The following is a 22,505-nucleotide window of genomic DNA, read 5'->3' as shown; positions in this document are numbered from 1 at the left end:
GGCCTCCGTCTCAGCCCTCCGTCCTCAGTTCTCCGTCCTGAGGTGGGCCAGTACCTCCTCCAACGGCAGGTCGTAGTCGTCCTTGTCGTCCGTCCACCGGCGCAGCACCGCCGCCGCGCCCTCCGCCATGTCCGCCGGCAGTTCCGCCGTGCGCAGAGTCGCCGCGATCTCCTCCAACTCCGGTGCCCAGCGCCAGGCGCGGGCGGCGACGCTGGGGAGCTGGTCGGTCTCGGCGAGGATGCTGGACGTCAACGAGCCTGCCTCGCGGGCGAGTTCGGCGGCCACGCCGTGGTGCGCGGCCAGGGCGTGCGATACGGCGGCCAGGACGCGCGCCGACTTCTGGTACGACGCGTACGCCATCTTCAGCGCCGACGCGGCACCGATTTCCGCGTCCAAGGGGCGGGCCACGACCTGCGTGTCCTTGAACGACCCCGCCACTCGGGCGACTTGCTCCCCGTCGCCGCTCAGGTACAGGCGCGGGGCGCTGCCCGGACCGGGCGGACCGCCGACGATCGAGCCGTCCAGCATCAGCACGCCGCGCTCCGCGCACGCCGCCGCGATACGCCGCGTACGGTCGGGGCTGACCGCGTTGGCCTCGACGTACACGCCCCGGAAGGGGTGACCGAGGACCTCGCGCGCCACGTCCTCCGCCGCGTGCGGCGGGCACACCGAGAGGACGAAGTCGCTTACGGCCAGGGCGGATTCGAGGGACTCGGCCGACTCCAGGCCTGCCTCGCGGGCCCGTTGGAGGCTGGCTGGGCCGCGGCCCGTCGGGACGTACAGGACCCGGGTGCCCGTACGGGTCGCCTCGCCGCCGACTTTCGCGCCCATGGCGCCGGGATGCAGCAGCGTGAAGGTGGTCGTCATGGGTCTCACCGTACGGACTTGATGTTGTTGGGAGTCGCGAGGACGAGTGTGGGGCATAGGAGAGGGGCATAGGAGATATGAGCCTCGGGAGGGCGCCATGAACCGACAGATCCGCGTTCGCGTCAGTCGCCGGCCCATCACGCCCCGCGACGACACCATCGACCGCAGGACGCCGTCGGGGCGGATCCTGCCGTACTAGGACCTCAGCACCAGGACCTCAGCACCAGGACCTCAGCGGTGACTGCCAGTTCACCGTCGTGGCGTCGGTCCCTCCGTCGTCGTACACCCTCAGTCGTACGGCGTCCCTGCCGTCCGGCAGGGGCCTCGTCACGTCGACCGTGATCTCCAGACGGGACACGTCGGCGCGGCCGGACGCGCTGGTGAGGGCGCGGCGGAGGACGGCGAGGAGGTGGGCCGTCACCTGGTCGGGGACGACGGTGTCCACCGGGCCCTCGAATTGGGTGGAGGGCTGGAAGCCGAGCACGGCCGACGCGCCCGCCGCCTCCCGAAGTACCTTGCCGCGCAGGCCCGTTGGAGCCTCGGCCGGGGGCTGTTGCAGGGCGAAGATCGCCGTGCGGACCTCCTGGATCGTCGACTGGAGTTCGTCCACCGCGCGCCCTAGGAGCTCGTGGGCCTGGTCCGTGTCCTCCGTTCTGCGTTGCGTCGACTCCAGCAACATGCCCGTGGCGAACAGGCGTTGGACCACCAGGTCGTGCAAGTCGCGGGCGATGCGGTCACGGTCCTCGTACACCGCGAGGCGTTCCCGGCTGTGCTGCGCGTCGGCCAGGACCAGCGCGAGCGCGGCCTGGGACGCGAACTGCGTTGCCAGCAGGCGTTCTACGGCCGTGTAGGGACGGTCGCCCGGGCGGCGCGGGAGGGCCAGGGTGCCGATGAGACGGCCGTCCGCCTGGAGCGGGAGCATCATGCTCGGGCCGAACCGGTGCCGTACATGCGTCGTCATGCGCGGGTCGGTCGCCGAGTCGTCGATGAACACCGGTTCGCCGCCCAGGAGTTGGACCAGGACCGGGCTGCCGGGCTCGATGGTCGTACCGACGATGTCGCCCGGGTCCTCGTAGGCCGACGCGGTGACGATCTCCATGCCGCCCGCCGCCGTGCGCTGGAGGATCACGCCCGCGGCCGCGTCGGCGAGGGCCCGCGCGCCCTCCGCGACCGTCTTCAGCGCGTCGGCCGCCCTCTCACCGGTGAGCAGCGCGGTGGTGACGGCCGCCGCGCCCTCGATCCAGCGTTCGCGCTGCCGGGCGGTCTCGTACAGGCGGGCGTTGCCGATCGCGATGCCGGCCTGGGCGGCGAGCACGTGCAGAAGCTGCTCGTCCTCGGTGGTGAAGGGGGCGGAGTGCTGCTTACTGGCGAGGTGGAGGTGGCCGAACACCCCGTCGTGGACGTGGATCGGCACGCTGAGCACCCCGGCGGGCGGCGGCTCGGCACCGCCCGTGCGGATCTCGGTGAGGCCGTCCTGCCCGGGGTCCGTGGTCCCGAGCGCCGCGTACCGCGCGCCGGTCAGCTCGGCGGCGCCGTCCACGATGTGCTGGAGCGTGGTGCGCAGTTCGAGCTCGGAACCGACGCTCAGGACCGCTTCGAGGAGCCGGGAGAGGTCGGGGACGCCGTCACGCGGATCGGCCGGGGCCGGGCTCAGGTGGTGGCCAGCGGGTCCAGGACCAGCGGCTCGATCTTGCCCTCCAGCATGTAACCCAGGCCCTGTACGGCACACACGTCCGGCCGCTCGGCGATGTGCACCGGCATCCCGGTCGCCGCGCGCAGCATCTGGTCGAAGCCGGGGAGCAGCGCGCTGCCGCCGACCATCATGATCCCGCGGTCCGCGAGGTCGGCCACCAGGTCGGGCGGGCAGTTGCGCAGTACCCGGCCGATCCCGTCGAGCACGGCGGTCAGCGGGGTCTCGATCGCGTCCCGTACGGCCGCGGTGTCGACCCGTACGGACCGCGCGAGGCCGCTCGCCACGTCCCGCCCGTGGATCTCGGTGGTGGTCGGGCCGTGCGGGGTGAGACCGTTGCCGGACAGGGCCAGCTGCAGCGGTCGTACGGACTGGCTCGGCAGCATCAACTCGTGCTCGTGGCGCAGGTGTTGGACGATCGCGTGGTCCACCGCCTCACCACCCACCGGGATGCGCTCGGCGGTGACGATGGAGCCGAGGGAGAGCACGGCGACCTGCGTCGCGGCCGCCCCGCACACCATGATCATGGTCGCCTCGGGCCGCTCGACGGGCAGTCCGCAGCCGACGGCGGCGGCGATCAGCGTGTCGACCAGCTCCACCCGGCGCGCGCCGAGCCCGACCAGCGTCTCGATCGCGGCCCGCTGTGCCAGCGGATCTGCGTCGTGCGGGGTGCAGGCGGCGGCCCGCAGCCGGGGCTTGCGGCGCAGCGCGCGGCGCACCTTGTCGCCGATCAGGTGCCGCAGCATGCGCTGCGCCATCTCGATGTCGACGACGGTCCCGCCGGACACCGGCCGGACCACCCGGATGTAGTCGGGCGTACGGCCCGTCATCTTCTCCGCGAACTCTCCTACGGCGATCAGCGCGCCGGTCCGGGTGTTCACGGCGGCGGCGGACGGCTGGTCGACGACGAGCCCGGCGCCCTTGACGTAGACACGGGTACGGGCGGCACCCAGGTCGACGGCGAAATGGCAGCGTCGCAACTGCTCCAGACTGACGGTCATGGCAGGTTCTCCCGAGAGCGCGGACCGGGGCTTCGCCGGGCGGCGGGCCTCTTTCGCATCGTGCGGGGGTGAGGGAGCGGGCGCGTCTTGTGGTGGGCCGGGCGGGGTGCCGCTAAATGGGGGTATTTGTCCGTAATGCCCGAGTTAAAGAGCGCGTAAAGGGCAGTGGGGGGCGTCCTCGTGACGCCGCGTTGGCGGGAAACCGCCGGGGCGTCAATCCGCCAGCCCCATTCAACTCCCTTGCGCCACAAGGCACACGACACTCTTCGCAGCACTCGACGACTCGACGGTTCGGTGATTCGACGAAGAGGGGCGGGCATGAGCAGAGGACGCAGAGGACCAGTCAGACGCGGGGCGGTACTGCTGTCGGCCGGGCTCGTGGTCGCGCTGCTGCCGGCCACCCAGGCACACGCGGCTCCGGGCGCTCCTACGGCGGCCGCCCCCACCGCGAGCCCCACCCGTACCGTCACCCTCGTCACCGGCGACAAGGTCACCGTCACCGACCTCGCGGGCGGCCGGAAGACCGTGAGCGTCGAACGCCCCCAGGGCGCCACCGGAGCCGTCCGCACCCAGCTGGCCAACGGCGACATCACCGTCCTACCGGACGAGGCGCTCCCCTACCTGCGGGCGGGCACCCTCGACCGGCGGCTCTTCGACGTGAGCGAGCTGCTACGGCAGGGGCTCGCCGACCGGACGACCGACGAGCTGCCGCTGATCGTGACGTACGACAAGGGGGCACAGGCCGTGACCCCGCGCGACGCCGAGCGGACACGGACGCTCGCGAGTGTGCGCGGGGCCGCCGTCGACGCGGACAAGGGGCGCGGGTTCTGGAGCGCGTTCACCCGGCAAGGCGGGGTGCGGAAGGTCTGGCTGGACGGGCGGGTCACCGCCGACATGGCCGAGAGCAACGCGCAGATCGGTACGGCGCACGCCTGGGAGGCCGGGCTGACCGGCAAGGGCGTCACAGTCGCCGTACTGGACACGGGAGTTGACCTCTCCCACCCCGACCTCGCCCAGCGCGTCTCCGTCACCAAGAGCTTCATCGACGGCGAGGACGTGGCCGACCGCAACGGACACGGCACGCACGTCACCTCCACCGTCGGCGGCAGCGGAGCCGCGTCCGCCGGACAGGAGAAGGGAGTTGCCCCGGACGCCACCCTCGCCGTGGGCAAGGTGCTCAGCGACCAGGGGTCCGGGAGCGAGTCGCAGATCATCGCCGGGATGGAGTGGGCCGCGCGGGACGTGCACGCCAAGGTCGTGTCCATGAGCCTCGGTTCGACCGAACCCAGCGACGGCACCGACCCCATGGCCCAAGCCGTGAACACCCTGTCCCAGGAAACCGGCGCCCTCTTCGTGATCGCCGCCGGCAACACCGGCACCCCCTCCTCCATCGGCTCACCCGGCGCCGCCGACTCCGCGCTCACCGTCGGCGCCGTCGACGCGAACGACCAGGCCGCCTATTTCACCAGCGCGGGACCCCGCTACGGCGACAACGCCCTCAAGCCCGACCTCTCCGCCCCCGGCGTCGACATCCTCGCCGCCCGCTCTCAACTCGTGGACGGCAGTGGGTACTACACCTCCATGAGCGGTACGTCGATGGCGACACCGCATGTGGCCGGGGTGGCCGCGCTGCTCGCCCAGGAGCATCCCGACTGGACCGGCGCGCGGCTCAAGGACGCGTTGATGTCCACGTCCAAGCAACTCGACGCGTCCGTCTATGAGTTGGGGACGGGGCGGGTGAACGTGCCCGATGCGGTCGACGCCCGTGTCACCGCCACCGGCAGCGCCGACCTAGGCTTCTACAGCTGGCCGTACGACGCGAACAAGCCGGTCACCAGGACCCTCACCTACGCCAACGCATCCGACGCGGCGGTCCAGTTGAGCCTCGCCGTACAGGGCGCCCCGGCCGGTGTCGCCACCCTCGCCGACTCCACCCTCACCGTGCCCGCGCACGGCACCGCCTCCACCACCGTGACCGGCGACGGCGCGAAGGCCGAGGTCGGCAACACCAGCGGGCGGATCGTCGCCTCCGCCGCCGGAACTCCCGTGGCCCACACAGCATTCGGGCTGGTCAAGGAGGAGGAGCGGTACACGCTCACCGTCCACGTGAAGGACCGGGACGGGGCTGCCACGGCCGCCGACCTGGTGGTGCAGCGGCTGGCGCAGGGCTACGACCCCTACCCGGAGGCGGTCGGCGACTCAGGGACGCTCAAGCTCCGCCTCCAGCCCGGGACTTACAGCCTGACCTCCTTCCTCGACGTGCGCGGCAGCCACGGTGCCGACTCGCTCGGGCTCGGTTTCCTCGCGGCGCCCCAGATCACCCTCGACCGGGACCGTGAGGTCACCCTGGACGGGCGGCGGCTCAGGGAGGTCCGCGCGAAGGTCCAACAGCGCACGGAGACACGGCAGTTGATCATGGAGTACGACCGGAACGCGAACGGCTCCGATCTCTTCGACGCCGTTCAGGTGCCGGTGACGTACGACAGCGTGTTCGCGGCCCCCACGGACAAGGTCACCCAAGGCAGCTTCGAGTACCGGACCGTGTGGCGGCTCGGGAAGCCGCTGTTGGAGGTCAAGGGGGTCGGTGAGGCCGTCGCGCAGTCGGGCGGCACGTTGATCGAGGGGCACAGTCGGCTGCCGTTGGTGGATGTGGGGGACGGTCCCATCACCGGTGCGGTCCGGGGACGCGCGGTGCTCGCCCACCTTGCCGACGGTGATGGCGACGGCGCCGATCCGGTCGCGCTCGCGCAGGCCGCCCAAGACGCGGGCGCCAAGGCGTTGTTCGTGACGGACGACGTGGCCGGACGGCTCAGTGCCTGGTGGGGTGCGGACGACGGTTCCGACCGTCCGCTGCAGATCGCCTCGGTGAACGCGGCCGACGCGGCACGGCTGCGGGCGGCGAAGACGGTCGACATGACCGGGACGCTCAACACGCCCTACACGTACGACCTTTCGGCCGGACACCAGGGCGCGATCCCGGACGCCGATCTGACCTACGCGCCCAGCCGCAGTCAACTCGCCGTCCTGGAAACGAAGTTCCATGCGGTGAAGCCGGTGAGCGGCGGGGAGTTCCGTTACTCGATCACCGATGCCTTCCCCATCGGGCTCGGTTTCCGGGAGCGGATCGACTATCCGGCCGAGCGGACGGACTACGTGTCGACCGGTCCCGGGCAGCGGTGGTCGGAGTCCGTGACGGTCGGGGACGGCACGCTGGAGGAACGCAGCGGGCTGGTCCAGTACACGGGCGGGACGCATCGCACCCTCGAGTGGTTCAAGCCGGTGTGGCATCCATGGCTCGGCACCGGGCTCGGCTGGGGACAGCAACGGTCGGGAAACCAGCTGCAGTTCAACACTCCAGGCTGGGGCGACTCCGGGCCCGACCACACCGGATTCGGCGATGCGTGGAGCGCGGACAGCGGCATGACGCAGACCACCGAGGTGTACCGGGACGGCACCCTGGTCGACCGGCGCACCAGCTCCGGTGCCTACGACTGGGACGCGCCCGCCGACGAGCACACCTACAAGGTCGTCACCGACACCGCCCTCGACCCCGACCGCTGGAAACTCTCCACCCGGGGTCACGCCGAGTGGACCTTCAACTCGTCGGCCACGCCCGCCGATCGATGGACCTTCCTGCCCCTCCTCAACCTCGCCTTCGACGTCGACACCGACCTCGCGGGCGATGTCCGGGGCGGCGGCCGGGTACCGGTCGGGATCAGCGCCTCGTACGTGGTGGGCGCGCCGGACACCGGGACGATCGTCGGCGGCACGCTCCAAGTGTCGTACGACGACGGGAAGTCGTGGCGGACGGTGAAGCTCACCGGCGGCCACGCGTCATGGCGCGGCACCCTCACCGTGCCCCGGGACGCTCAGTACATCTCGCTGCGGGCCTCGGCGAGTGACGACCAGGGTGGTTCGGTGCGGCAGGAGATAGTCCGGGCGGTGGGAGTCCGGTAACGCAGACGGGCGGCGCCGTCTCCTTGGGAGGGGAGACGGCGCCGGCGCTCAAACAGGCCGCGTCCGGATGACGCCCAACTCCGCCAAGTCCTGCGGCCGGATACGGAGTTGGTCAGCGGTCGCCTCCGTCTCCTCCGGCGGCCGCTTCAGGATCGCGGCGGCAGACTCCGGGGCGATCACCGAGAAGTAACTGTCCGGTGTGGCCCAGGTGTTGCCCGGCGCGGCCAGCGCCAGCGCACCGCCGGAACCGCCCTCGCCGATCAGCAGAGTGGTCAGCGGAGTCCGGGCGGCCGCCACCGCGCCGAACAGGTCCGCGATCGCGGCCCCCGCGCCCTGCCGTTCCGCCTCGGCGTCGTTCGCCGCACCCGGCGTATCGACCAACGTCAACACCGGAATGCCAAGCCGCTCCGCGAGCCGGATCAACCTCGCGGCGGTGCGATAACCAGCGGGCCGGGTAGCCGTCCCGGCCTGCGCGGCATACGCGACCGTCCGCCCCTCCCGCTCCCCGAACCCGCACAACATGCCCGCGTCGACACCCCCGCACCGATCACCGCTGATCGCGAGCCGGTGAGTGAAGTAGGCATCCAAGTAGCTCTCGGCGCGCGGGCGTTGAGGGGACCGGGCACGCAGCACGGCTTCCCATCCGGTGGCCGGGAGGTCGGCCGCGACGCGCTGCACGGCCTCTCGCGCGGGCACTGGCGGATCGGCCGCAGTGCGCTGAGCCGACCGGTCGAGCTGCTCCGCGTCCCGCCCGGTCCCCGGGAGGCCGGCCTCGGCGTGCCGGGCCGGTCCGGAGTCCCGCACCGTGTCTCGCGCGGTCGCCGATGGACTGGCCGGGGTGTGCCGAGCCGACCGGTCGAGCGCCGCAGGCACCGGCGCCTGTCCCGCCCACGGCGTGGCCAGCAGCCGCAGCCACCTCCCCAGGGTTTCCTTCAACTGCCCCGGTTCTACGACCGCGTCGGCCGCCCCCGCCGCCACCTGGGCCTCCGCCGTGTACGCCGTAGGGTCCGCGTCCGGGGGCCGAACGCGGGAGCCCGCGAAGCCGACCTGGGCGCCGGGCAGGGCCAGGATCACATCGGCGCCCGCGCCGAGCGTGGCCCAGCCGCCGCCCGTGGTCGGGTCGCGCAGTACCGCGATCTGGGGAAGGCCGGCCTCCCTCGTGAGCGCCGACTGGCGTGCCACGCGCTGGAGTTGGGTGAGGGCGATCATGCCCTCCTGCATCCGGCTGCCCCCGGTGGCGACCAACGGCACGACCGGCAACCGGTGCTCACGGGCGTACGTGTACGCCGCTTCGAGGCGGTCCCCGGTGCGTTCGCCGAGCGAGCCGCCGAGGTAGCCGAACTCGAAGGCGATGAGTACCGCTTGCGTTCCCGACACCGTCGCCGTGCCGCAGATCACCGACTCCGACTCGCCCGTGCGGTCGGCGGCGCGGGCGCGCGAGGCGTCGTAGCCCTGCCAGGCGAGGGGGCCGTCCGGCTTGGACTCCCGTGCCGGGTAAGGGAGTTCGGTGAAGGTGGTGTCGTCCGTGACGAGGGACAGGGTCTCGCGGGCCGAGTGGCGCTCAGTCATGGGTCAGGGAGCGCTTCAGGATCTTCCCCATGTCGTTGCGGGGGAGTTCCGTGATGTGGTGGACGACGCGAGGGCGCTTGTGCGGGGCGAGGCGGCTCGCCACATGGTCGGCCAACTCGGCGAGCTGTGGCGGGGATTGGGGGTCGCTCGGCACGATCCAGGCCACGACCCGCTCGCCCAGGTCGGGGTCCAGTTCGCCGGTGACGGCGGCCTCGCGGACTCCGGGGTGTTCGAGGAGGGCGTTCTCGATCTCGCCCGCGCCGATCTTGTAACCCCCGCTCTTGATCAGGTCGGTGGCCTTGCGGCCGACGATCCTGACGTAGCCGTCGGGGTCGCGCACGGCCATGTCGCCGGTGCGGAACCAGCCGTCGGCGGTGAAGGCGGCGGCGGTTGCGTCGGGCCGGTTGAGGTACTCGGTGAAGAGGTTCGGGCCGCGCACCTGGATCTCGCCGACGCTCTCACCGTCGTAGGAGGGGAGGGGCGTGCCGTCCTCCTCGACCAGGCGCAACTCCACGCCGGGCAGCGGGACTCCGACCGTTCCCGCGCGCGGTTCGCCGTCCGCCCGGACGCTGGTGTTCATCAGGGTCTCCGTCATGCCGTAGCGCTCGATGACGCGGCGGCCGGTCGCCGACGTGATGCGTTCGTGGTCGTGGACCGGGAGCGCGGCCGAGCCGGAGACCAACAGGCGTGCGCGGCCGAGGGACTTGACCAGTTCGGGGTCGTCCGGGAGGGTCTCGGCGATGCGGTGGTACATCGTCGGGACGCCGAACATCATGGTCGCGCCGTCGTTCAACTCCCGTGCCACGCCCTCCGTGCTGAACCTGCCGAGGTGACGCACCGATCCGCCGCGCCGCAGCGGGCCCAGGATGCCCAGCACCAGGCCGTGTACGTGGAACAACGGCAGCCCGTGCACGAGGACGTCGTCGCCGGTCCACTCCCAGGCGTCCGCGAGGGCGTCCAGCGTGGTGGCGATCGCCCGGCGCGGGATGACGGCGCCCTTGGGCGGGCCGGTGGTGCCGGAGGTGTAGACGACGAGCGCCGGGTCCTCGTCGTCGGGGGAGACGTCCGGAGCGTCCACCCCGGCACCCCGCACATCGACGTCTACGCGCTCCAAGTGCCGTAGCGGAGAAGGGAGTTCGTCGCCCGGGGCCGCCAGGACCAGCGTCGGGGCGCTGTCCGTCAGGATGTGGCCGAGTTCCTTCTCACCCGACTTCGGGTTGAGGGGGACGGCCGCGACTCCCGCCCGCAGTACGGCGATCACGGCGACGGCCGTCTCCAGCGAGGGGGTGGCCCAGACGGCGACCCGGCCGGTACCCGCGCACCGGGCCGCGAGGGCGTCCGCCGCCGCGCCCAGCTCCGCGTAGGTCAGGGACCGGTCGCCGAACCGGAGAGCGGGCTGCTCGCCCGGGTTGGTCAGGGCCGGGAAGAGGGTGGACACGCGGCGCACTCCTTAGCCGTCGGGGCAACGGTCCCCAGGTGCCGGGGACACCCCCGTTCCTACACCACGTCCGCCACCACACAGCTGACGTTGTCCGGACCCCCGGCCTCGTTCGCCGCGTCGACCAGGGACCGTACCGCCTTCTCCGGGTCCGGGCTCGCGGTGAGGAGTTCGCGGATCCGGTGCTCCGGGACGACCGCGGTCAGGCCGTCCGAGCACAGGAGGTAGCGGTCGCCTCGGCGGGTGTCGTGGAGTTTGAGGTCGGGGGTACCGGTCGTCAACGCCTTGAGGAGCATGGCGCGTTGGGGGTGCGAGTCGGCCTCCTCCGGTGTCAGCCGGCCCTCGTCGATCAGCGACTGGACGACCGAGTGGTCGTGCGTGATCCGGAACAGCCCGCTGTCGCGCAGCAGATACGCGCGCGAGTCCCCGATGTGCACGAGCGCCAGCTTCGAGCCCGTCCACAGCAGCGCGGTCAGGGTCGTGCCGTTCTCGCCGGGATCGGCCACGTCACGGACCGCCTCGGTGGCACCCCGCACCGCCTCCTCCAACAGGTTGAGCACATTGCCCGCCGGTACCTCCTCGGTGTCCAGGAAGCGCAGCGCCTCCACCGCCGCGCCGCTCGCGGGCGCGCCCGCCGGGCCGAAGCCGTCGGCGACCGCGAGCAGCCGCGTGCCCGCGTACGCGGTGTCCTGGTTGGAGGGGCGGACCCGGCCGCGGTCCGAGTGGGCGGCATAACGCAGTTCCAGCATGGTGGTGTCCTTTCCCGGTACGGCCGACACGGCCGCGAGATGGTCGACGAGGAACCCGGCGAGATCCCGCCGCACCGCCGTATCCGCCTCGACCCGGGCCCAGTAGGCGCGGATCTCGCGGGCGGCGGCGGCCGGTTCGAGAGCACACACCTCACGGATCCCGGCCAGCGGCATGCCCAGCCGCCGGAGCCACGCGACCAGCCGCGCCCGCTCCAGCTGTGCCACCGCGTAGTACCGGTATCCGCTGTCGGGATCCACCCGCGCCGGCCGCAGCAGCTCCAGCTCGTCGTACAGCCGCAACGCCTTCGGCGACAGCCTGCACGCCCGCGCGAAGGCCCCGATCGTCAGCATGTCCGTGCCCTTCATGCGCACCTCGACCTCTTTCGGTTCCGTCACCGATGCTGGGGCTTCACCGAGGGGGAAGGTCAATCCGGTTGCCGCGGTTGCGGTGGCCGTGGTTAACCTGCGGAAACGATCTGCCGCCGACCGACCGCCGTACGAAGCTGGAGGCTCCCGTGCCCCGAATCGCGCTCGCCACCTACGACCCCGGACCCAAGCCCAGCAAGGACCGGGACCTCCCGGTGCTGGTGGACGCGTTGCGGGCGGCCGGGGCCGAGACGATCGCCGCGCCGTGGGACGACGCCGGTACTGACTGGGGCTCGTACGACCTCGTGCTCATCCGCTCCACCTGGGACTACAGCTGGCGCCCCGCCGAGTTCGTGGCCTGGGCCGAGCGGACCGCGAAGGCGACCCGGCTCGCGAACCCGGTGCAGGTCGTGCGGTGGAACACCGACAAGCGCTACCTCGGCGACCTCGCGGCGGCCGGTGTGCCCGTCGTGCCGACCCGCTATCTCGCCCCCGGCGACCCGGCCGATCTCCCGGACGACCACGAGTACGTGGTCAAGCCGACCTCGGGCGCGGGCGCCCGCTTCGCCGCCCGCTACACGCCCGACCAGCACGGGACGGCCGTACGACAGCTGGAGCGCATGCACGCGGAGGGGCTCACCGCGATGGTGCAGCCGTATCTGACGAATGTGGACGTCAGCGGGGAGCGGGCGCTGCTGTTCTTCGGGGGGCGGTTCGTGCACGCCTCGCGGAAGGGGGCCGTGCTGGCGCGTGGGACGGCGTACGACGACGACAAGGTGTCCCACCCCGACCTGGAGCCGTGGACCGCGACCGAGGCCGAACTCTCCGTCGCCGAGCGGGCGTTGGCCGCCGTACCGGATGCTCCCGAGCTGCTGTACGCGCGCGTGGACCTCGTCGACGGGCCGGACGGACAGCCGTGTGTGATGGAGCTGGAACTCGTCGAGCCGAACCTCTTCCTGGATCTGCATCCGGAGTCCTCGCTGGCCGCCGTGGTCGAGGCGATTCTCGGGGCGGCCGCTACTCGCTGACCGCCGTTCGCTGCAACAGCCCCCAGGTGAACTCGGCGGCGCACCGGTGGCGTACGCCCTGCGCGTCCGGGGCGGTGAAGGCGAGGCCCCAGCGGGTGGGGGCCGTGCCCTCCAGCGGGCGGGCGGGGGCGAAGGCGCGGGCCGCCTCGTCGACCGTGCAGGACCAGGGGGCCAGGTCGTCGAGGGTGTGGAGGGCGGGGCCTTCGACACCGGGGGCGCGGACCAGCCATTCGTTCCACACGGCGCCGTTCGGGGCGGTGAGCACCTCGAAGCGGAGGTCGGGCCAGAGGGGGACCGGCCACTGCCAGGCCTCGCAGTCCAGGTCGCCGATCCTGCGCTTCACGGTCGACTCGGGGGTGCCGAGGATCGACCAGTAGCGGGAGGCGGCGGCCCGCCCGCGCGGGGAGTGCAGCATCGCCTGCCAGCGCTTGTTGGCCTCGCGCATGTCGGCGATCGAGACGCCCAGCTCATGACGGGCGTTCTCGACCAGGTCCGGGTTGTGGTCCGCCATACGGCGCAGCAGGACGAGTTGGAAGTCGAGGGGGCTGAAGGGGCGGGCTGGACGGTTCGCTTCGGGCATGCGATCCATCGTCGCGCACGGCACTGACATCGGGCCTGACACCGGGTCTGACGCCGGGGGTGCGGCCGTCGGCGAGGAAGAGCACCGAGTTGACGTAGCGGGGGCCGCGGGAGAAGGGCAGCACCCGGCGCAGCAGCCCCTGGGAGACGACGTACAAGTTGCGGGCCTGATGCTTCTCCAGCGGGAAGTCCGCGAGCCGGACCCAGTCCCTGTTCCGGTCCGGGAGGACCCAGCCCTCGTAGCCGAGCAGCGACAGATACCGCACCACCGGGGCGATCGGCTGGATACGGGACTCGAGTTCGACGAAGAGCGCGGGGCGGTCGCGGGTCAGCAGGCCGGTCGCGCCGTGCAGGACGGCCAGTTCGCTGCCGTCGACGTCGATCTTGATGAAACCGACCTCCCGCAGGCCCAGCCCGTCGAGCGTGACGCACTGGACGTGCACGGCGCGCGCGTGGATGTCCCGGCGCACCAGCGACGACACCCCCCGGTCACCCTCGTCGTCCGGCGGCAGCCACAGCCGGGCGGTGCCGGGGCGGTCGGAGGCGGCGGCCGGGATCACCCGGGCGTGCGCGGGGGCGGCGGCCGCGAGGAGCCGCGCCAGGTGCGGGACCGGTTCTACGGTGACCACCTCGCGCGCGTGTCTCCAGAGGCGGTGGGTCCAGGGGCCGTACCAGCCGCCGACGTCGACCGCCGTGCCGCAGTCGGTCGGCAACAGGTCGGTCAGGCGGGCGAGTTCGGGTTCGAAGCGGGGGTAGACGGCGCGGGCGGTGGCGGCGACCAGGCGGGTGGGGAGGAGGGGTGCGAGACGGGCGGTGAGGGTGCGGGGAGCGGGGTCCGTAGGGTCTTTGGGATCCCCGGGGCTCGTGGAGGTCATGGGGCCATCCGTTTGAGGAGTTCCAAGTGCTCGGCGTCGTCGGTCACTTGCTCGCCGGACGAGGGCAGGAGTTGCGGGATGCCGTCGACGATGGGGTAACGGCGGCGCAGGCGCGGGTTGTAGAGGGCGTCCGTGGGGAGCAGGTGCAGCGGGCCCTTGTCGAGTGGGCAGGCCAGGATCTTCAGCAGCGGGTCGTCCGGGTTCATGGGGGAGTCAACTCCTTGGCCTCAGCTGGTGGTTGAGGCGCGTTGTCGTGCTTCGGCATGGTCAGCAGGACGGTGACCGCAAGGAGGGTTCCCCCGATCCGCAGGGCCAGCCGCAGCGGGTCGTGCGGCAGGGTCTCGCCGAACGCGAGCGTGCCGAGCACCGCCGTGAACAGACTGGTCACCGTCGTGCAGACCGGCACGATCAGCGAAGCCCGGCAACGCTGCAGCGCCGCCTGGGACATGACCAGGCCGAACGCGCCGGTGAAGAGGAGGAGGTAGGGGTACGGGGAGCGGAGAAGCCCAACAACCGCTCCACCGAGGTCACTTGTGGTCAGGTAGCTCGACACGCCCTTGATGGCGAGCGAGCTGACCCCGTACAACAGGCCCACCGCCACGCCGTATTCGACGCCCGTGGTGGGCAGCCGGTGGCGGTGACCGGCGCTGCGCTCGGTGGACCGGTACAGCCAGACACCGGCGGCGAGCGAGGGTACGCAGACCAACAGGATCAGCGGGTAGGGCGCGTTGCGGCTGACGTGGTCCGAGCCTTCCTTGAGGGACAGGACGACCATCAGCAGGGCGACGAGGATCGCCCCGAGCGCGTACCGTTCGCGGCCGCTGGTCTCCTCGCCGAGCATGCGCGCGGACAGCAGCACGAGCAGCACCAGGCCGGACACGAAGATGCCCTGCGCGGCGGCGATCGGCAGCGTCCGGTACACGGCGAGCTGCGCGCCGAACCCGGAGGCCAGCGCGAGGGACCCGCCGATCCAGAGCGGGCTGCCCAGCACCAGCCGCAGCAGCCTTGCCGGTTGACGGACCGTCACCTCGGGCAGAGCGGCGAGTGCCCGTTTCTCCAGGACGAAACCGGTGCTGTACAGCACGTTCGCCAACAGGGCCGCCGCCACTCCCCACCACACGGCCGCGCCCCCTACGTCTTCCGCGCGTGCAGCAGCAGGATCGACGCCAACTGCGGTCTGGCACAGGCCAGTCGGTCCAGGGGCCGGAGTGGTCGCGGTACGCCGTGGAAGGGCGCGCCCTTCAGCCCTACGACCTCGAAGCCGGCCGCCGCCACGAACTCCCGTAACGCACGCGGCGTGTAGAGCCGCAGATGTCCTACGACCTCCTTGCCCGGGCGGCCGTGGATCGCGCGCAGGCTCACCTCCGAGAACACGGGCTGGACACCGGCGAGCAGCAGAGCGCGGTTGTACCAGGCGGCCAAGTTCGGCGTGGACAGCATGAGATGGCCTCCCGGGCGCAGGACGCGGTGGATCTCGGCGAGCGCGGTGTCCGGGTCGACGAGGTGCTCGATCACCTCGCTGAACAGGACGGCGTCGGCGGAGGCCGAGTGGAGGGGGAGCGCGGTGAGTTCGCCTCGGACCGTGTACGGGAGGTGGGTGCGGGCGCGGGTGAGGGCGTCGTGGGACCAGTCGACGCCGATGACGCGGTGGCCCGTGAGGAGGGGCGCGGCGGTGGCGGCCGCGGTGCCGTCGCCGCAGCCGATGTCGAGGACGGTGCGGGGGTGTTCGGCGGTGGCCGGGCCCAGCGCGGTGGCGAGGATGCGGGCCTGGCGGAGGGTGCGGGAGGGGCCGGAGGCGACGGGGACGGCGGGGTTCTCGTAGAAGTCGCGGAGGTCGGTGGGGCGGTGGGTCGTGGTCGTGGTCGTCATGCCGGGTGCTCCTCCGTCTGTTCCGTCGAGTGCAGGTAGTGCTCGAACAGGTCGCGGAGGTGGGCTCCGTCGCCGGGGCCGAGGAGGGTGCGGGACCAGCGGAGGGCCACGTGGAGTCTCCCCGCGGTGGACGCCGTCGTCACGGTCAGGCCTCGGGGCATGCGGGCGGGGGCGGAGAACCACACCGCGTGCGCGCGGCCCGCCGGGTCGCCGAAGTCCAGGGTGTACGGGATGCGGCCGATGTTGCTGAGGAGGGTGGTCGAGGTCCAGGGGGCGGCTGCCTTGCGTAGGCCCCGGGTGAGGGTGGCGCGCCAGGCGACGGGGACGATCGGGGCCGTCAACAGGGTTGCTCCGTGGCCAAGTTGGGGGCGGGGAAGGGCTTTGAGGGCGCGGGTTCTGGTTGCCGTGCGGTGGAGCAGTTCGGCCATGTGGTGGTCGGGGGTGGTGATCAACTCGGCTATGGCGAAGGTGACTTCGACCAGTCGCGTGCCGTTGCCGATCGGCATGTCCGTGCCTCGGGGGCGGTCGTCCACGGGCATCGTGATGCGCATCGGGCGGGGGTGTGCGCCGTGTTCGCGGTTCCAGTGGGCGATCATCAGGGCCGTGGTGACCATGAGTTGGTCGTTCACCGTGTACGGGGAGCCCTTGGGGCGGTGGGGGACCGGGAGTTCGGTGAGGAGGAGGCCGTTGCCGCCAAGGGTGGGGGCGGGGGTGCCGGGGGCGACTCGGGCGGGCGGGGTCCATGTGGACGGGGTGTTCTCGGGGGGTTCTGGGGTGTCCGGGGGGCGGGTCGGTGGGGCGGTCGGGGTGTTGGCCTTGCCTCCGTACAGCTCCGCTGCGGTGGCGAGGACGCGGAGGCAGGCGGGGCCGTCCAGGGCGGTGTGGTTGACCGTGAGGATCAGGGCGGTTCCCGTGCCGGGGGCTGACCGGGTTGTTGTGCCGGTTTCTTGGGGAGGGGGACTGCTTCCAGGCGGATCGGTGGGGATGCGGTCAGGGGTGGGGTGTGGTCCAGGGAGCGGGTGCGGGCCTGTTTGAGGGCGTCTTGGGTGGGGGGTGCGAAGGTCACCACGTCCAGGTCCGGGGTGTTGGTCAGCTCCCATTCGTAGCGGCGGCGGTACCAGGGGCCGGGGCCTCGCGCATGAGGATGCGGGGGTGGTGGTGCAGGGCCTCGGTGAATGCGGTGCGGAGGCGGTCCGGGTCGATCGGGCCTGGGAGGTGGACCTCTATGTGGACGGTTTCCGGTTCGGTGGACTGGTGGCAGTGGCGGGCGATTTCGTCGACTGTGGGGAAGGGGATGCGGGTGGGGGAGCGGGGTTCGTTGAGTGTGGTCATTGGGGGTCGTCCTTTTGGTGCGGGTCGGTGGGGGCTGGGTGCGCAGTTCCCCGCGCCCCTGAAAGGGCGCCGTTGTTCGCCTCCGGTTCGGTGGGGGCTGGTCGCGCCGTTCCCCGCGCCCCTGAAGGGGCGCCGTTGTCTGCCTCCGGTTCGGTGGGGCTGGTCGCGCCGTTCCCCGCGCCCCTGAAGGGGCGCCGTTGTCTGCCTCCGGTTCGGTGGGGGTTGAGCGCGCCGTTCCCCGCGCCCCTGACGGGGCGCTCCACTCCTGGACGCTTACCAGTGCCGCGAACAAGGCGATCAGGGCCAGGAGTTGGGCTGTGTGGCTGAAGGCTCCCTCGCCTGCGCCCACGGGTTCGCCCGCTCCCGTCGCCGCCGCGATGCCCGCGCCCGCCATTGCCGTGAACGCGATCGGGACCAGTAGCGCGTGGCGGCGGTGGGCCAGTAGTGCCAGTGCCGGCACCAGGAGGGCGAACCAACCCGCGATCACCACCCCGACCAGCGTCAGCGCGACCGTGCCGAGCCACAGGCCGGGCAGGGGTGGCGGTGGTTGCAGTTCGTCGGAACTCGGTTCGTCGCGGCGCCAGATCACCAACGCCAGGAGGACGACCACTGCGGCTCCGCTGCCGATCAGGCCGGCCTCGTACGTCGTCGCCGGTGTGTACGTCAGCTTGATCGTGCCGCCCGCGCCTGCCGGGACAAGCCAGCCCTGTTGCCAGCCGTCCAGGCGGAGCGGGGTCAATTTCTTGCCGTTCAGGGTGGCTTGCCAACCGGTGTTGTAGTTCTCGTACGTGGTGAGGTAGGAGGCCGTGCCCGAGCCGACCGTCACCTCGCGGCGGTCGCCCAGCCAGTCCTGGGTCGTCAACTCGCGGGCGGAGGAGGTGGGTTCGGTGACCGTTCCGCGGGTCAGCGTTACGTCCGTCAGAGTCAACGGGCCCGCGTCTCCCGCCTCCACCCGGTGCGCGCCCGACGTCAGCTCCAACCCGGGGTCGGACCGCCCCTGCTGACAGAGCGTCACCTCAACCTCCCGGCGTGCCGTCAGGTCCCCTACCGTCCCCTGCACGCTCGTCTCGTACAGCTCGCCGTCCACCGCCACCACCGGGCCCTTTCCGCAGGGCAGGGTGAAGGGGCGGGAGGGGGCCGGCTGTGGGGTGCGGTACTGGTCGAGGGCCGGGATGTAGGCCTCGGTCAGGCCTACTGGTAGTTGGAGGTTGTCGTCGGCTATCGGGTTGTGGAGGGTCAGGGGGGCCGTATTCGTGATCGTGATGGTCAGGCTGTCCGTCGTTATCGGGTCGAAGCGGGTGACGCCGTTCTCGTCCACGCCGGCGATCGTCGAACCGTCCGGTGAGGTGATGTCGACCTCGGTCGGGCGCGTCGACAGGCCGCCCGCGGGGGCCAACACCACTTCGCCGACTGCCTGTTTGCCGGTCCAGGTGAGGTGGATCGTCGGGCGGTCGCCCGCTACCCAGCCGGTCGTCAGGTCGCCGTCCGTGAGGTTGCGGGCGGAGAGACCCGTGCCAAGTGCCGCCGTGGAGTCCGCTGTTGCCGTGATCCGATGTTGTTGGGGCGGGGCGACTTCGTAGAGGAGCTTGTCCAACTCCTCGCCCGGGGTTGCCACCGCGCTCGCCTTCATCTCGTACGTTCCCGCCGTCGACGTCGAGAACGTGCGGTGCAGGCCCGCCTCCGTGCCCGTCGGGGAGAGTCCCGTCGGGTCGGCCGTGCGGTGCAGGGAGATGATCTCGGCGGCGGCGTCGGAGGCGTTGGCGTCTGTGGGGAGCTTGAGGAGCCGGGTCACCTGGATGTGGGGAAGGGCGATCTCCGAGAAGCCCGCGCCGGTCAGGCCGGTGTGGCGGGCGACCGAGTCGACGATCGTCAGCTTCATCCAACTCGTTGAGCCTGAAGGCGCCTTGATGGTCTGCGTCATGCCGTTCGGCTGGAGGTAGCTGGTCGCCGAACCCTTCGCCGTCTCCACCCGCACCTCCGTCGCCGCCGCCCGCACGCTCTCCTGCGGGAGCGGGGTGACCTTGAAGGAACCCGGCATGTCGTACGACCCGCCCGCGAAGCCGATGCGCAGCCACTGGCCGTTCGGTGAGCCCGCCGCGCCCTCCGCCCACGCGGTGTCCGGGTTGCCGTCGAAGGCGTTCACCGGGTCGAACTGGGGGAGGGAGAAAAGCCAGTTGCCGCTGGAGGACGCCGTCACCGAGCGGGCGCCGCGCAGCTCTGCCACCGTCTGGTGGGCGATGCCCTTCGTCGGCAGGATCTGCTTAGGCTTCTTGCCCGCGTCCTGGACCGCGTCCGGCGCGTTGCGTTCGTCGGGGGTGTACGTGTACGACGTGTTGGCGTCCACCAGGCCGAACCGGGTGTCGGCGCGGCGCAGTCCGTCGCCGACCACCTGGAGCGCGGGTGAGCCCAGGCCCGGGTGGTTGTCGCCCGTCAACACCGTTGCTCTGCCCCTGAGTTCGGTGGCGAGAGGGAGGAGGGACTCCGGGCCGCCGGAGACCACCGCCGTGTCGGACACCGGCGTCAGGCCTGCCTGGCCCGGGCGGATCACGTCCTTGCTCGTCGGCTCGTAGATCTCCACCGCCCGTTGGCGCGGGTAGAGGCCCTCGACCTGGAGCGGGGTGTCGTTGGCGATGCGGCCGCCGGTCATGACGGGGCCGAGGCCCGTCACCCGTTGGTAGCCGGACTGTTCCAGGGTGCGTTTGACGGTGGTGGTCGGGACGTAGCCGATCTGGTCGGGGTCGAGGTCGTTGCGGACGACGACGTAGTAGATGCCCGCGCGGCTCAAGTAGTCGGCCAGGCCGGGGACTTCACTCCCGCTCGCCAGTGCCTGTTCCACCGCGTCCATCGCCCGGCGGTTGCCGGGGGTGCCCATCGGGACGTAATCGCGTTCCGCCCAGCGGGAGTCGGCCAGGACGTCGAGGGGTTCGTCGATGGGCGAGCCCCAGATGTAGATGCCGTGCGCGGTCGCCGGGACGACCAGGGCGCGGGAGTCGGGGGAGTACTTGTGCAGCCAATCGGCCGTGGACTGCCAGTACTTGGGGAGCTGCTGGAACGAACCCGGGTTCAGGATCGACCCGTTGAGATACGGCCACGCCAGGCCCGGGAGCACGAGGATCACCGCGATCAGCGGGACGAGCCGGCGGCCCGGCACCGGGCGTGCTCCGCGTGTCTCGGCGGCCACACCCACCAGGTGGGCCAGGCCCAGGACGAGTACGAGGGCCAGGCCCGCCTGGAACTTGTAGATGTTGCGGAAGGGGACGAGCGGGCCGTTCAGCCAGTCCTGCACCAGCCCGTGGAAGGGGGCGCCGAACGCGCCGCCGTACCCGGCGAACAGGATCAGCGCGACCGTCACGGCGGTCAGCACCAGCCACCGCCGCTCCGGCATGTCCCGGCGCGCCAGTCCCGCGAGGCCGAGCCCCGCCGCCAGGGCCGAGCAGACGACCACGATCACCGAGGAGGCGACCGTCCATCCGGCCGGTATCCAGGCCTCCCCGAGATGCAGGTAGGCGACCCAGTCACCGGCTCCGCGCAGGCCCTCCGTCGCCGACATGGTGTCGGTCGTGGTCTGCGAAGTCTCCACGTAGGGAAGGAAGTTCTCGCCGTAGACGCCGAGCATGAGGAGCGGGATCCACCACCACGCCGTCGCCAGTATCACCCCCGGCACCCACCACGCGATCAGCTTGCGCTGCCGTGGTCCGGGCGGCCGGGAGAGCAGATACAGGCCGACGGGGAGGAGGGAGGCGAGGGTCGCCGCCGCGTTGACCCCACCCATGAAGGGGACGATCAACGCCGAGCGCAGGGCCGCGATCCGGGCCGTATAACGCTCGTTGGTGAGCGGCAGGAGCACCCACGGGAGGAAGGCCCCCGGAAGCGCGGCGGCCGAGGTCGACCCCACGACGATCGTGAACACGGGCCACAGCGCGTACGTCACGGCGGCCAGCAGCCGGGACGCCGGGCTGCCGACACGCAGCCGCTCGGCCAGCCGCAGGGCGCCCCAGAAGGCGACCGAGAGGATCAGCGACAACCACAGTCGTTCCGCCAGCCACACCGGCAACCGCACGGCGTGGGCCAGCCAGTAGAACGGGAGCATCGGCCAGAGGTAGCCCGCGTACTGGTCCTGGATACCGCCGAACGACCCCCGGTCGTGCCACAACTGCCCCAGGTCGGACAGGAATTGGCCGGGATCCACGGTGACGCCGAGCTTGGTGTCGAAGGTCTGCCGCCCCGGGTGCACGGCGAGGAACAGCACGAACACCACGGCCCAGAACCCCAGCAGCCAGCGCCACGACCTCGGCCCCTCTGGGGGCCCCGCGATGGTCGTGGTGGTGGGATCGGCCGCCGGGGGCGGGGCCTGGACCGTGGTCGCCGTCATGGTGGACACCGCCGGAGGATGAGGAGGAGGTTCCAGGTGGCCAACTCCCTTATCCCGGGCACTTTTACGACGGCTCGGTCGAGGAAGGGCCAGTAGCGGGAACGCGCCGCGACGACCATGACGTCGTCACGGGCGCGCACCTGCCGCAGGGTGGCGCCGATGTGCACGGCGAACAGGTTCTCGCCGAGGGTGTGCTTGGCCGGCTTTCCGGTACGGCGCCGGTAGCGTGCGCGGGCCCGTTCGGCGCCGAGATAGTGCCAGGGCGCCCACTCGTGACCGCCCCACGGGGACAGCCAGTTGGTGAACGACACATAGATCAGCCCACCGGGCCGCGTCACCCGAGCCAGCTCACTGAGAAACGTCTCCGGATCGGCCACATGCTCAAGGACGTTGGAGGAGAACGTCACATCCGCGACCCCGTCGGACAGGGGCAACAAATACCCGTCCGCGATGACGGTCCCGTCGGGCGCTTTCTCCCCCAACTCCCGTACGTCCGGCTCGAAGAGGTAGGCATGAGCGCCACGCCGCCGAAACTCCTCGGTGAAATACCCGCTCCCACCACCGACATCCACGACTGTGCGCCCGGCAACGGCCCCGTCATAGGCCTCGACCTGATCGACAGCATCACGGGCGAGCAGCGAGTAACAGGCTTCCGGGTCACCCTGCTCATGCAGAAAGACACGGAAGAGGGCAAGGGAGCGCGAGAGAGACGGGTCCTTGAATTGCCGGTGAGGTGCCGCCTTTAAGGGGCGCGGGGCTGTATCGATATGCGGCTCCGCCGCGGGGCGCGCCCAGCCCCCACGCTCCCGCAGC

Annotated in this window: 16 protein-coding genes; 2 read left to right on the top strand and 14 right to left on the bottom strand. The window is 71.6% G+C overall.

The features are described from left to right. Positions 1 to 24 precede the first annotated feature (24 nt). From R2B38_RS11550 to R2B38_RS11540, 3 genes are all read right to left on the bottom strand, one after another. Positions 25 to 867: an NAD(P)-dependent oxidoreductase gene (locus tag R2B38_RS11550; RefSeq protein WP_318016149.1), complete on the bottom strand. Its 843-nt coding sequence runs from the start codon at positions 865 to 867 to the stop codon at positions 25 to 27. Between the two features lie 217 nt (positions 868 to 1,084). Continuing rightward, positions 1,085 to 2,521 (bottom strand): GAF domain-containing protein, encoded by a 1,437-nt coding sequence (locus R2B38_RS11545; protein WP_411978565.1) that lies wholly within the window; start codon positions 2,519 to 2,521, stop codon positions 1,085 to 1,087. Further along, positions 2,518 to 3,558 carry a rod shape-determining protein gene (locus tag R2B38_RS11540; RefSeq protein WP_033281820.1) on the bottom strand — a complete coding sequence of 347 codons (1,041 nt, stop codon included), beginning with the start codon at positions 3,556 to 3,558 and terminating at the stop codon, positions 2,518 to 2,520. The genes R2B38_RS11545 and R2B38_RS11540 overlap by 4 nt, the downstream gene beginning before the upstream one ends. 318 nt (positions 3,559 to 3,876) lie before the next feature. Between R2B38_RS11540 and R2B38_RS11535 the strand changes: the two genes are divergently transcribed. After that, a complete protein-coding gene (locus R2B38_RS11535) occupies positions 3,877 to 7,515 on the top strand; it encodes a S8 family serine peptidase (protein WP_318016148.1) in 3,639 nt (1,212 codons plus the stop codon). Positions 7,516 to 7,563: 48 nt separating this feature from the next. Here the strand turns inward: R2B38_RS11535 and R2B38_RS11530 are convergent, their stop codons facing one another. From R2B38_RS11530 to R2B38_RS11520, 3 genes are read right to left on the bottom strand one after another with little or no spacing between them, the layout of a single operon-like run. Beyond that, complete coding sequence (locus R2B38_RS11530; RefSeq protein WP_318016147.1) at positions 7,564 to 9,084, bottom strand: carboxyl transferase domain-containing protein; 1,521 nt, start codon at positions 9,082 to 9,084, stop codon at positions 7,564 to 7,566. Next, positions 9,077 to 10,522: an acyl-CoA synthetase gene (locus R2B38_RS11525; RefSeq protein WP_318016146.1), complete on the bottom strand. Its 1,446-nt coding sequence runs from the start codon at positions 10,520 to 10,522 to the stop codon at positions 9,077 to 9,079. The genes R2B38_RS11530 and R2B38_RS11525 overlap by 8 nt, the downstream gene beginning before the upstream one ends. A 59-nt stretch (positions 10,523 to 10,581) precedes the next feature. Continuing rightward, complete coding sequence (locus R2B38_RS11520) at positions 10,582 to 11,637, bottom strand: MerR family transcriptional regulator (RefSeq protein WP_318021649.1); 1,056 nt, start codon at positions 11,635 to 11,637, stop codon at positions 10,582 to 10,584. A gap of 149 nt (positions 11,638 to 11,786) precedes the next feature. Between R2B38_RS11520 and R2B38_RS11515 the strand changes: the two genes are divergently transcribed. Continuing rightward, the gene (locus R2B38_RS11515; RefSeq protein WP_318016145.1) at positions 11,787 to 12,665 is read left to right on the top strand and encodes a hypothetical protein; all 879 of its coding nucleotides are present in this window, start codon (positions 11,787 to 11,789) and stop codon (positions 12,663 to 12,665) included. Here the strand turns inward: R2B38_RS11515 and R2B38_RS11510 are convergent. The 8 genes from R2B38_RS11510 to R2B38_RS11475 all read right to left on the bottom strand — a co-directional run bounded on the left by R2B38_RS11510 (position 12,655) and on the right by R2B38_RS11475 (position 22,459). After that, complete coding sequence (locus R2B38_RS11510) at positions 12,655 to 13,176, bottom strand: hypothetical protein (protein WP_318016144.1); 522 nt, start codon at positions 13,174 to 13,176, stop codon at positions 12,655 to 12,657. The genes R2B38_RS11515 and R2B38_RS11510 overlap by 11 nt on opposite strands. Then, complete coding sequence (locus R2B38_RS11505; RefSeq protein WP_318016143.1) at positions 13,133 to 14,119, bottom strand: FkbM family methyltransferase; 987 nt, start codon at positions 14,117 to 14,119, stop codon at positions 13,133 to 13,135. Before R2B38_RS11505 ends, R2B38_RS11510 begins: the two co-directional genes overlap by 44 nt. Beyond that, a complete protein-coding gene (locus tag R2B38_RS11500; RefSeq protein ID WP_019060261.1) occupies positions 14,116 to 14,325 on the bottom strand; it encodes a Trm112 family protein in 210 nt (69 codons plus the stop codon). Before R2B38_RS11500 ends, R2B38_RS11505 begins: the two co-directional genes overlap by 4 nt. Next, complete coding sequence (locus R2B38_RS11495; RefSeq protein WP_318021648.1) at positions 14,322 to 15,227, bottom strand: hypothetical protein; 906 nt, start codon at positions 15,225 to 15,227, stop codon at positions 14,322 to 14,324. The genes R2B38_RS11500 and R2B38_RS11495 overlap by 4 nt, the downstream gene beginning before the upstream one ends. 23 nt (positions 15,228 to 15,250) lie before the next feature. Further along, on the bottom strand, positions 15,251 to 15,988 hold the full coding sequence (locus tag R2B38_RS11490) for a class I SAM-dependent methyltransferase (RefSeq protein ID WP_318016142.1): 738 nt from the start codon (positions 15,986 to 15,988) through the stop codon (positions 15,251 to 15,253). Beyond that, positions 15,985 to 16,617 (bottom strand): hypothetical protein, encoded by a 633-nt coding sequence (locus R2B38_RS11485; RefSeq protein ID WP_318016141.1) that lies wholly within the window; start codon positions 16,615 to 16,617, stop codon positions 15,985 to 15,987. The genes R2B38_RS11490 and R2B38_RS11485 overlap by 4 nt, the downstream gene beginning before the upstream one ends. A 269-nt stretch (positions 16,618 to 16,886) precedes the next feature. Further along, positions 16,887 to 21,692 carry a DUF3367 domain-containing protein gene (locus R2B38_RS11480; RefSeq protein ID WP_318021647.1) on the bottom strand — a complete coding sequence of 1,602 codons (4,806 nt, stop codon included), beginning with the start codon at positions 21,690 to 21,692 and terminating at the stop codon, positions 16,887 to 16,889. Further along, the gene (locus R2B38_RS11475; RefSeq protein ID WP_318021646.1) at positions 21,689 to 22,459 is read right to left on the bottom strand and encodes a class I SAM-dependent methyltransferase; all 771 of its coding nucleotides are present in this window, start codon (positions 22,457 to 22,459) and stop codon (positions 21,689 to 21,691) included. The genes R2B38_RS11480 and R2B38_RS11475 overlap by 4 nt, the downstream gene beginning before the upstream one ends. Positions 22,460 to 22,505 lie beyond the last annotated feature (46 nt).

Origin of the sequence: Streptomyces sp. N50 (assembly GCF_033335955.1) — a bacterium.
Lineage (GTDB): Bacteria > Actinomycetota > Actinomycetes > Streptomycetales > Streptomycetaceae > Streptomyces.
This window is presented reverse-complemented; position numbering and strand designations above follow the sequence as displayed.

Excerpts from the sequence above, each read along its gene's own strand:
- R2B38_RS11505 (WP_318016143.1), bottom strand. The coding sequence starts at position 14,119 with ATGACCTCCACGAGCCCCGGGGATCCCAAAGACCCTACGGACCCCGCT.
- R2B38_RS11520 (WP_318021649.1), bottom strand. The coding sequence starts at position 11,637 with ATGAAGGGCACGGACATGCTGACGATCGGGGCCTTCGCGCGGGCGTGC.
- R2B38_RS11500 (WP_019060261.1), bottom strand. The coding sequence starts at position 14,325 with ATGAACCCGGACGACCCGCTGCTGAAGATCCTGGCCTGCCCACTCGAC.
- R2B38_RS11530 (WP_318016147.1), bottom strand. The coding sequence starts at position 9,084 with ATGACTGAGCGCCACTCGGCCCGCGAGACCCTGTCCCTCGTCACGGAC.
- R2B38_RS11550 (WP_318016149.1), bottom strand. The coding sequence starts at position 867 with ATGACGACCACCTTCACGCTGCTGCATCCCGGCGCCATGGGCGCGAAA.
- R2B38_RS11540 (WP_033281820.1), bottom strand. The coding sequence starts at position 3,558 with ATGACCGTCAGTCTGGAGCAGTTGCGACGCTGCCATTTCGCCGTCGAC.
- R2B38_RS11510 (WP_318016144.1), bottom strand. The coding sequence starts at position 13,176 with ATGGCGGACCACAACCCGGACCTGGTCGAGAACGCCCGTCATGAGCTG.
- R2B38_RS11490 (WP_318016142.1), bottom strand. The coding sequence starts at position 15,988 with ATGACGACCACGACCACGACCCACCGCCCCACCGACCTCCGCGACTTC.
- R2B38_RS11480 (WP_318021647.1), bottom strand. The coding sequence starts at position 21,692 with ATGACGGCGACCACGGTCCAGGCCCCGCCCCCGGCGGCCGATCCCACC.
- R2B38_RS11535 (WP_318016148.1), top strand. The coding sequence starts at position 3,877 with ATGAGCAGAGGACGCAGAGGACCAGTCAGACGCGGGGCGGTACTGCTG.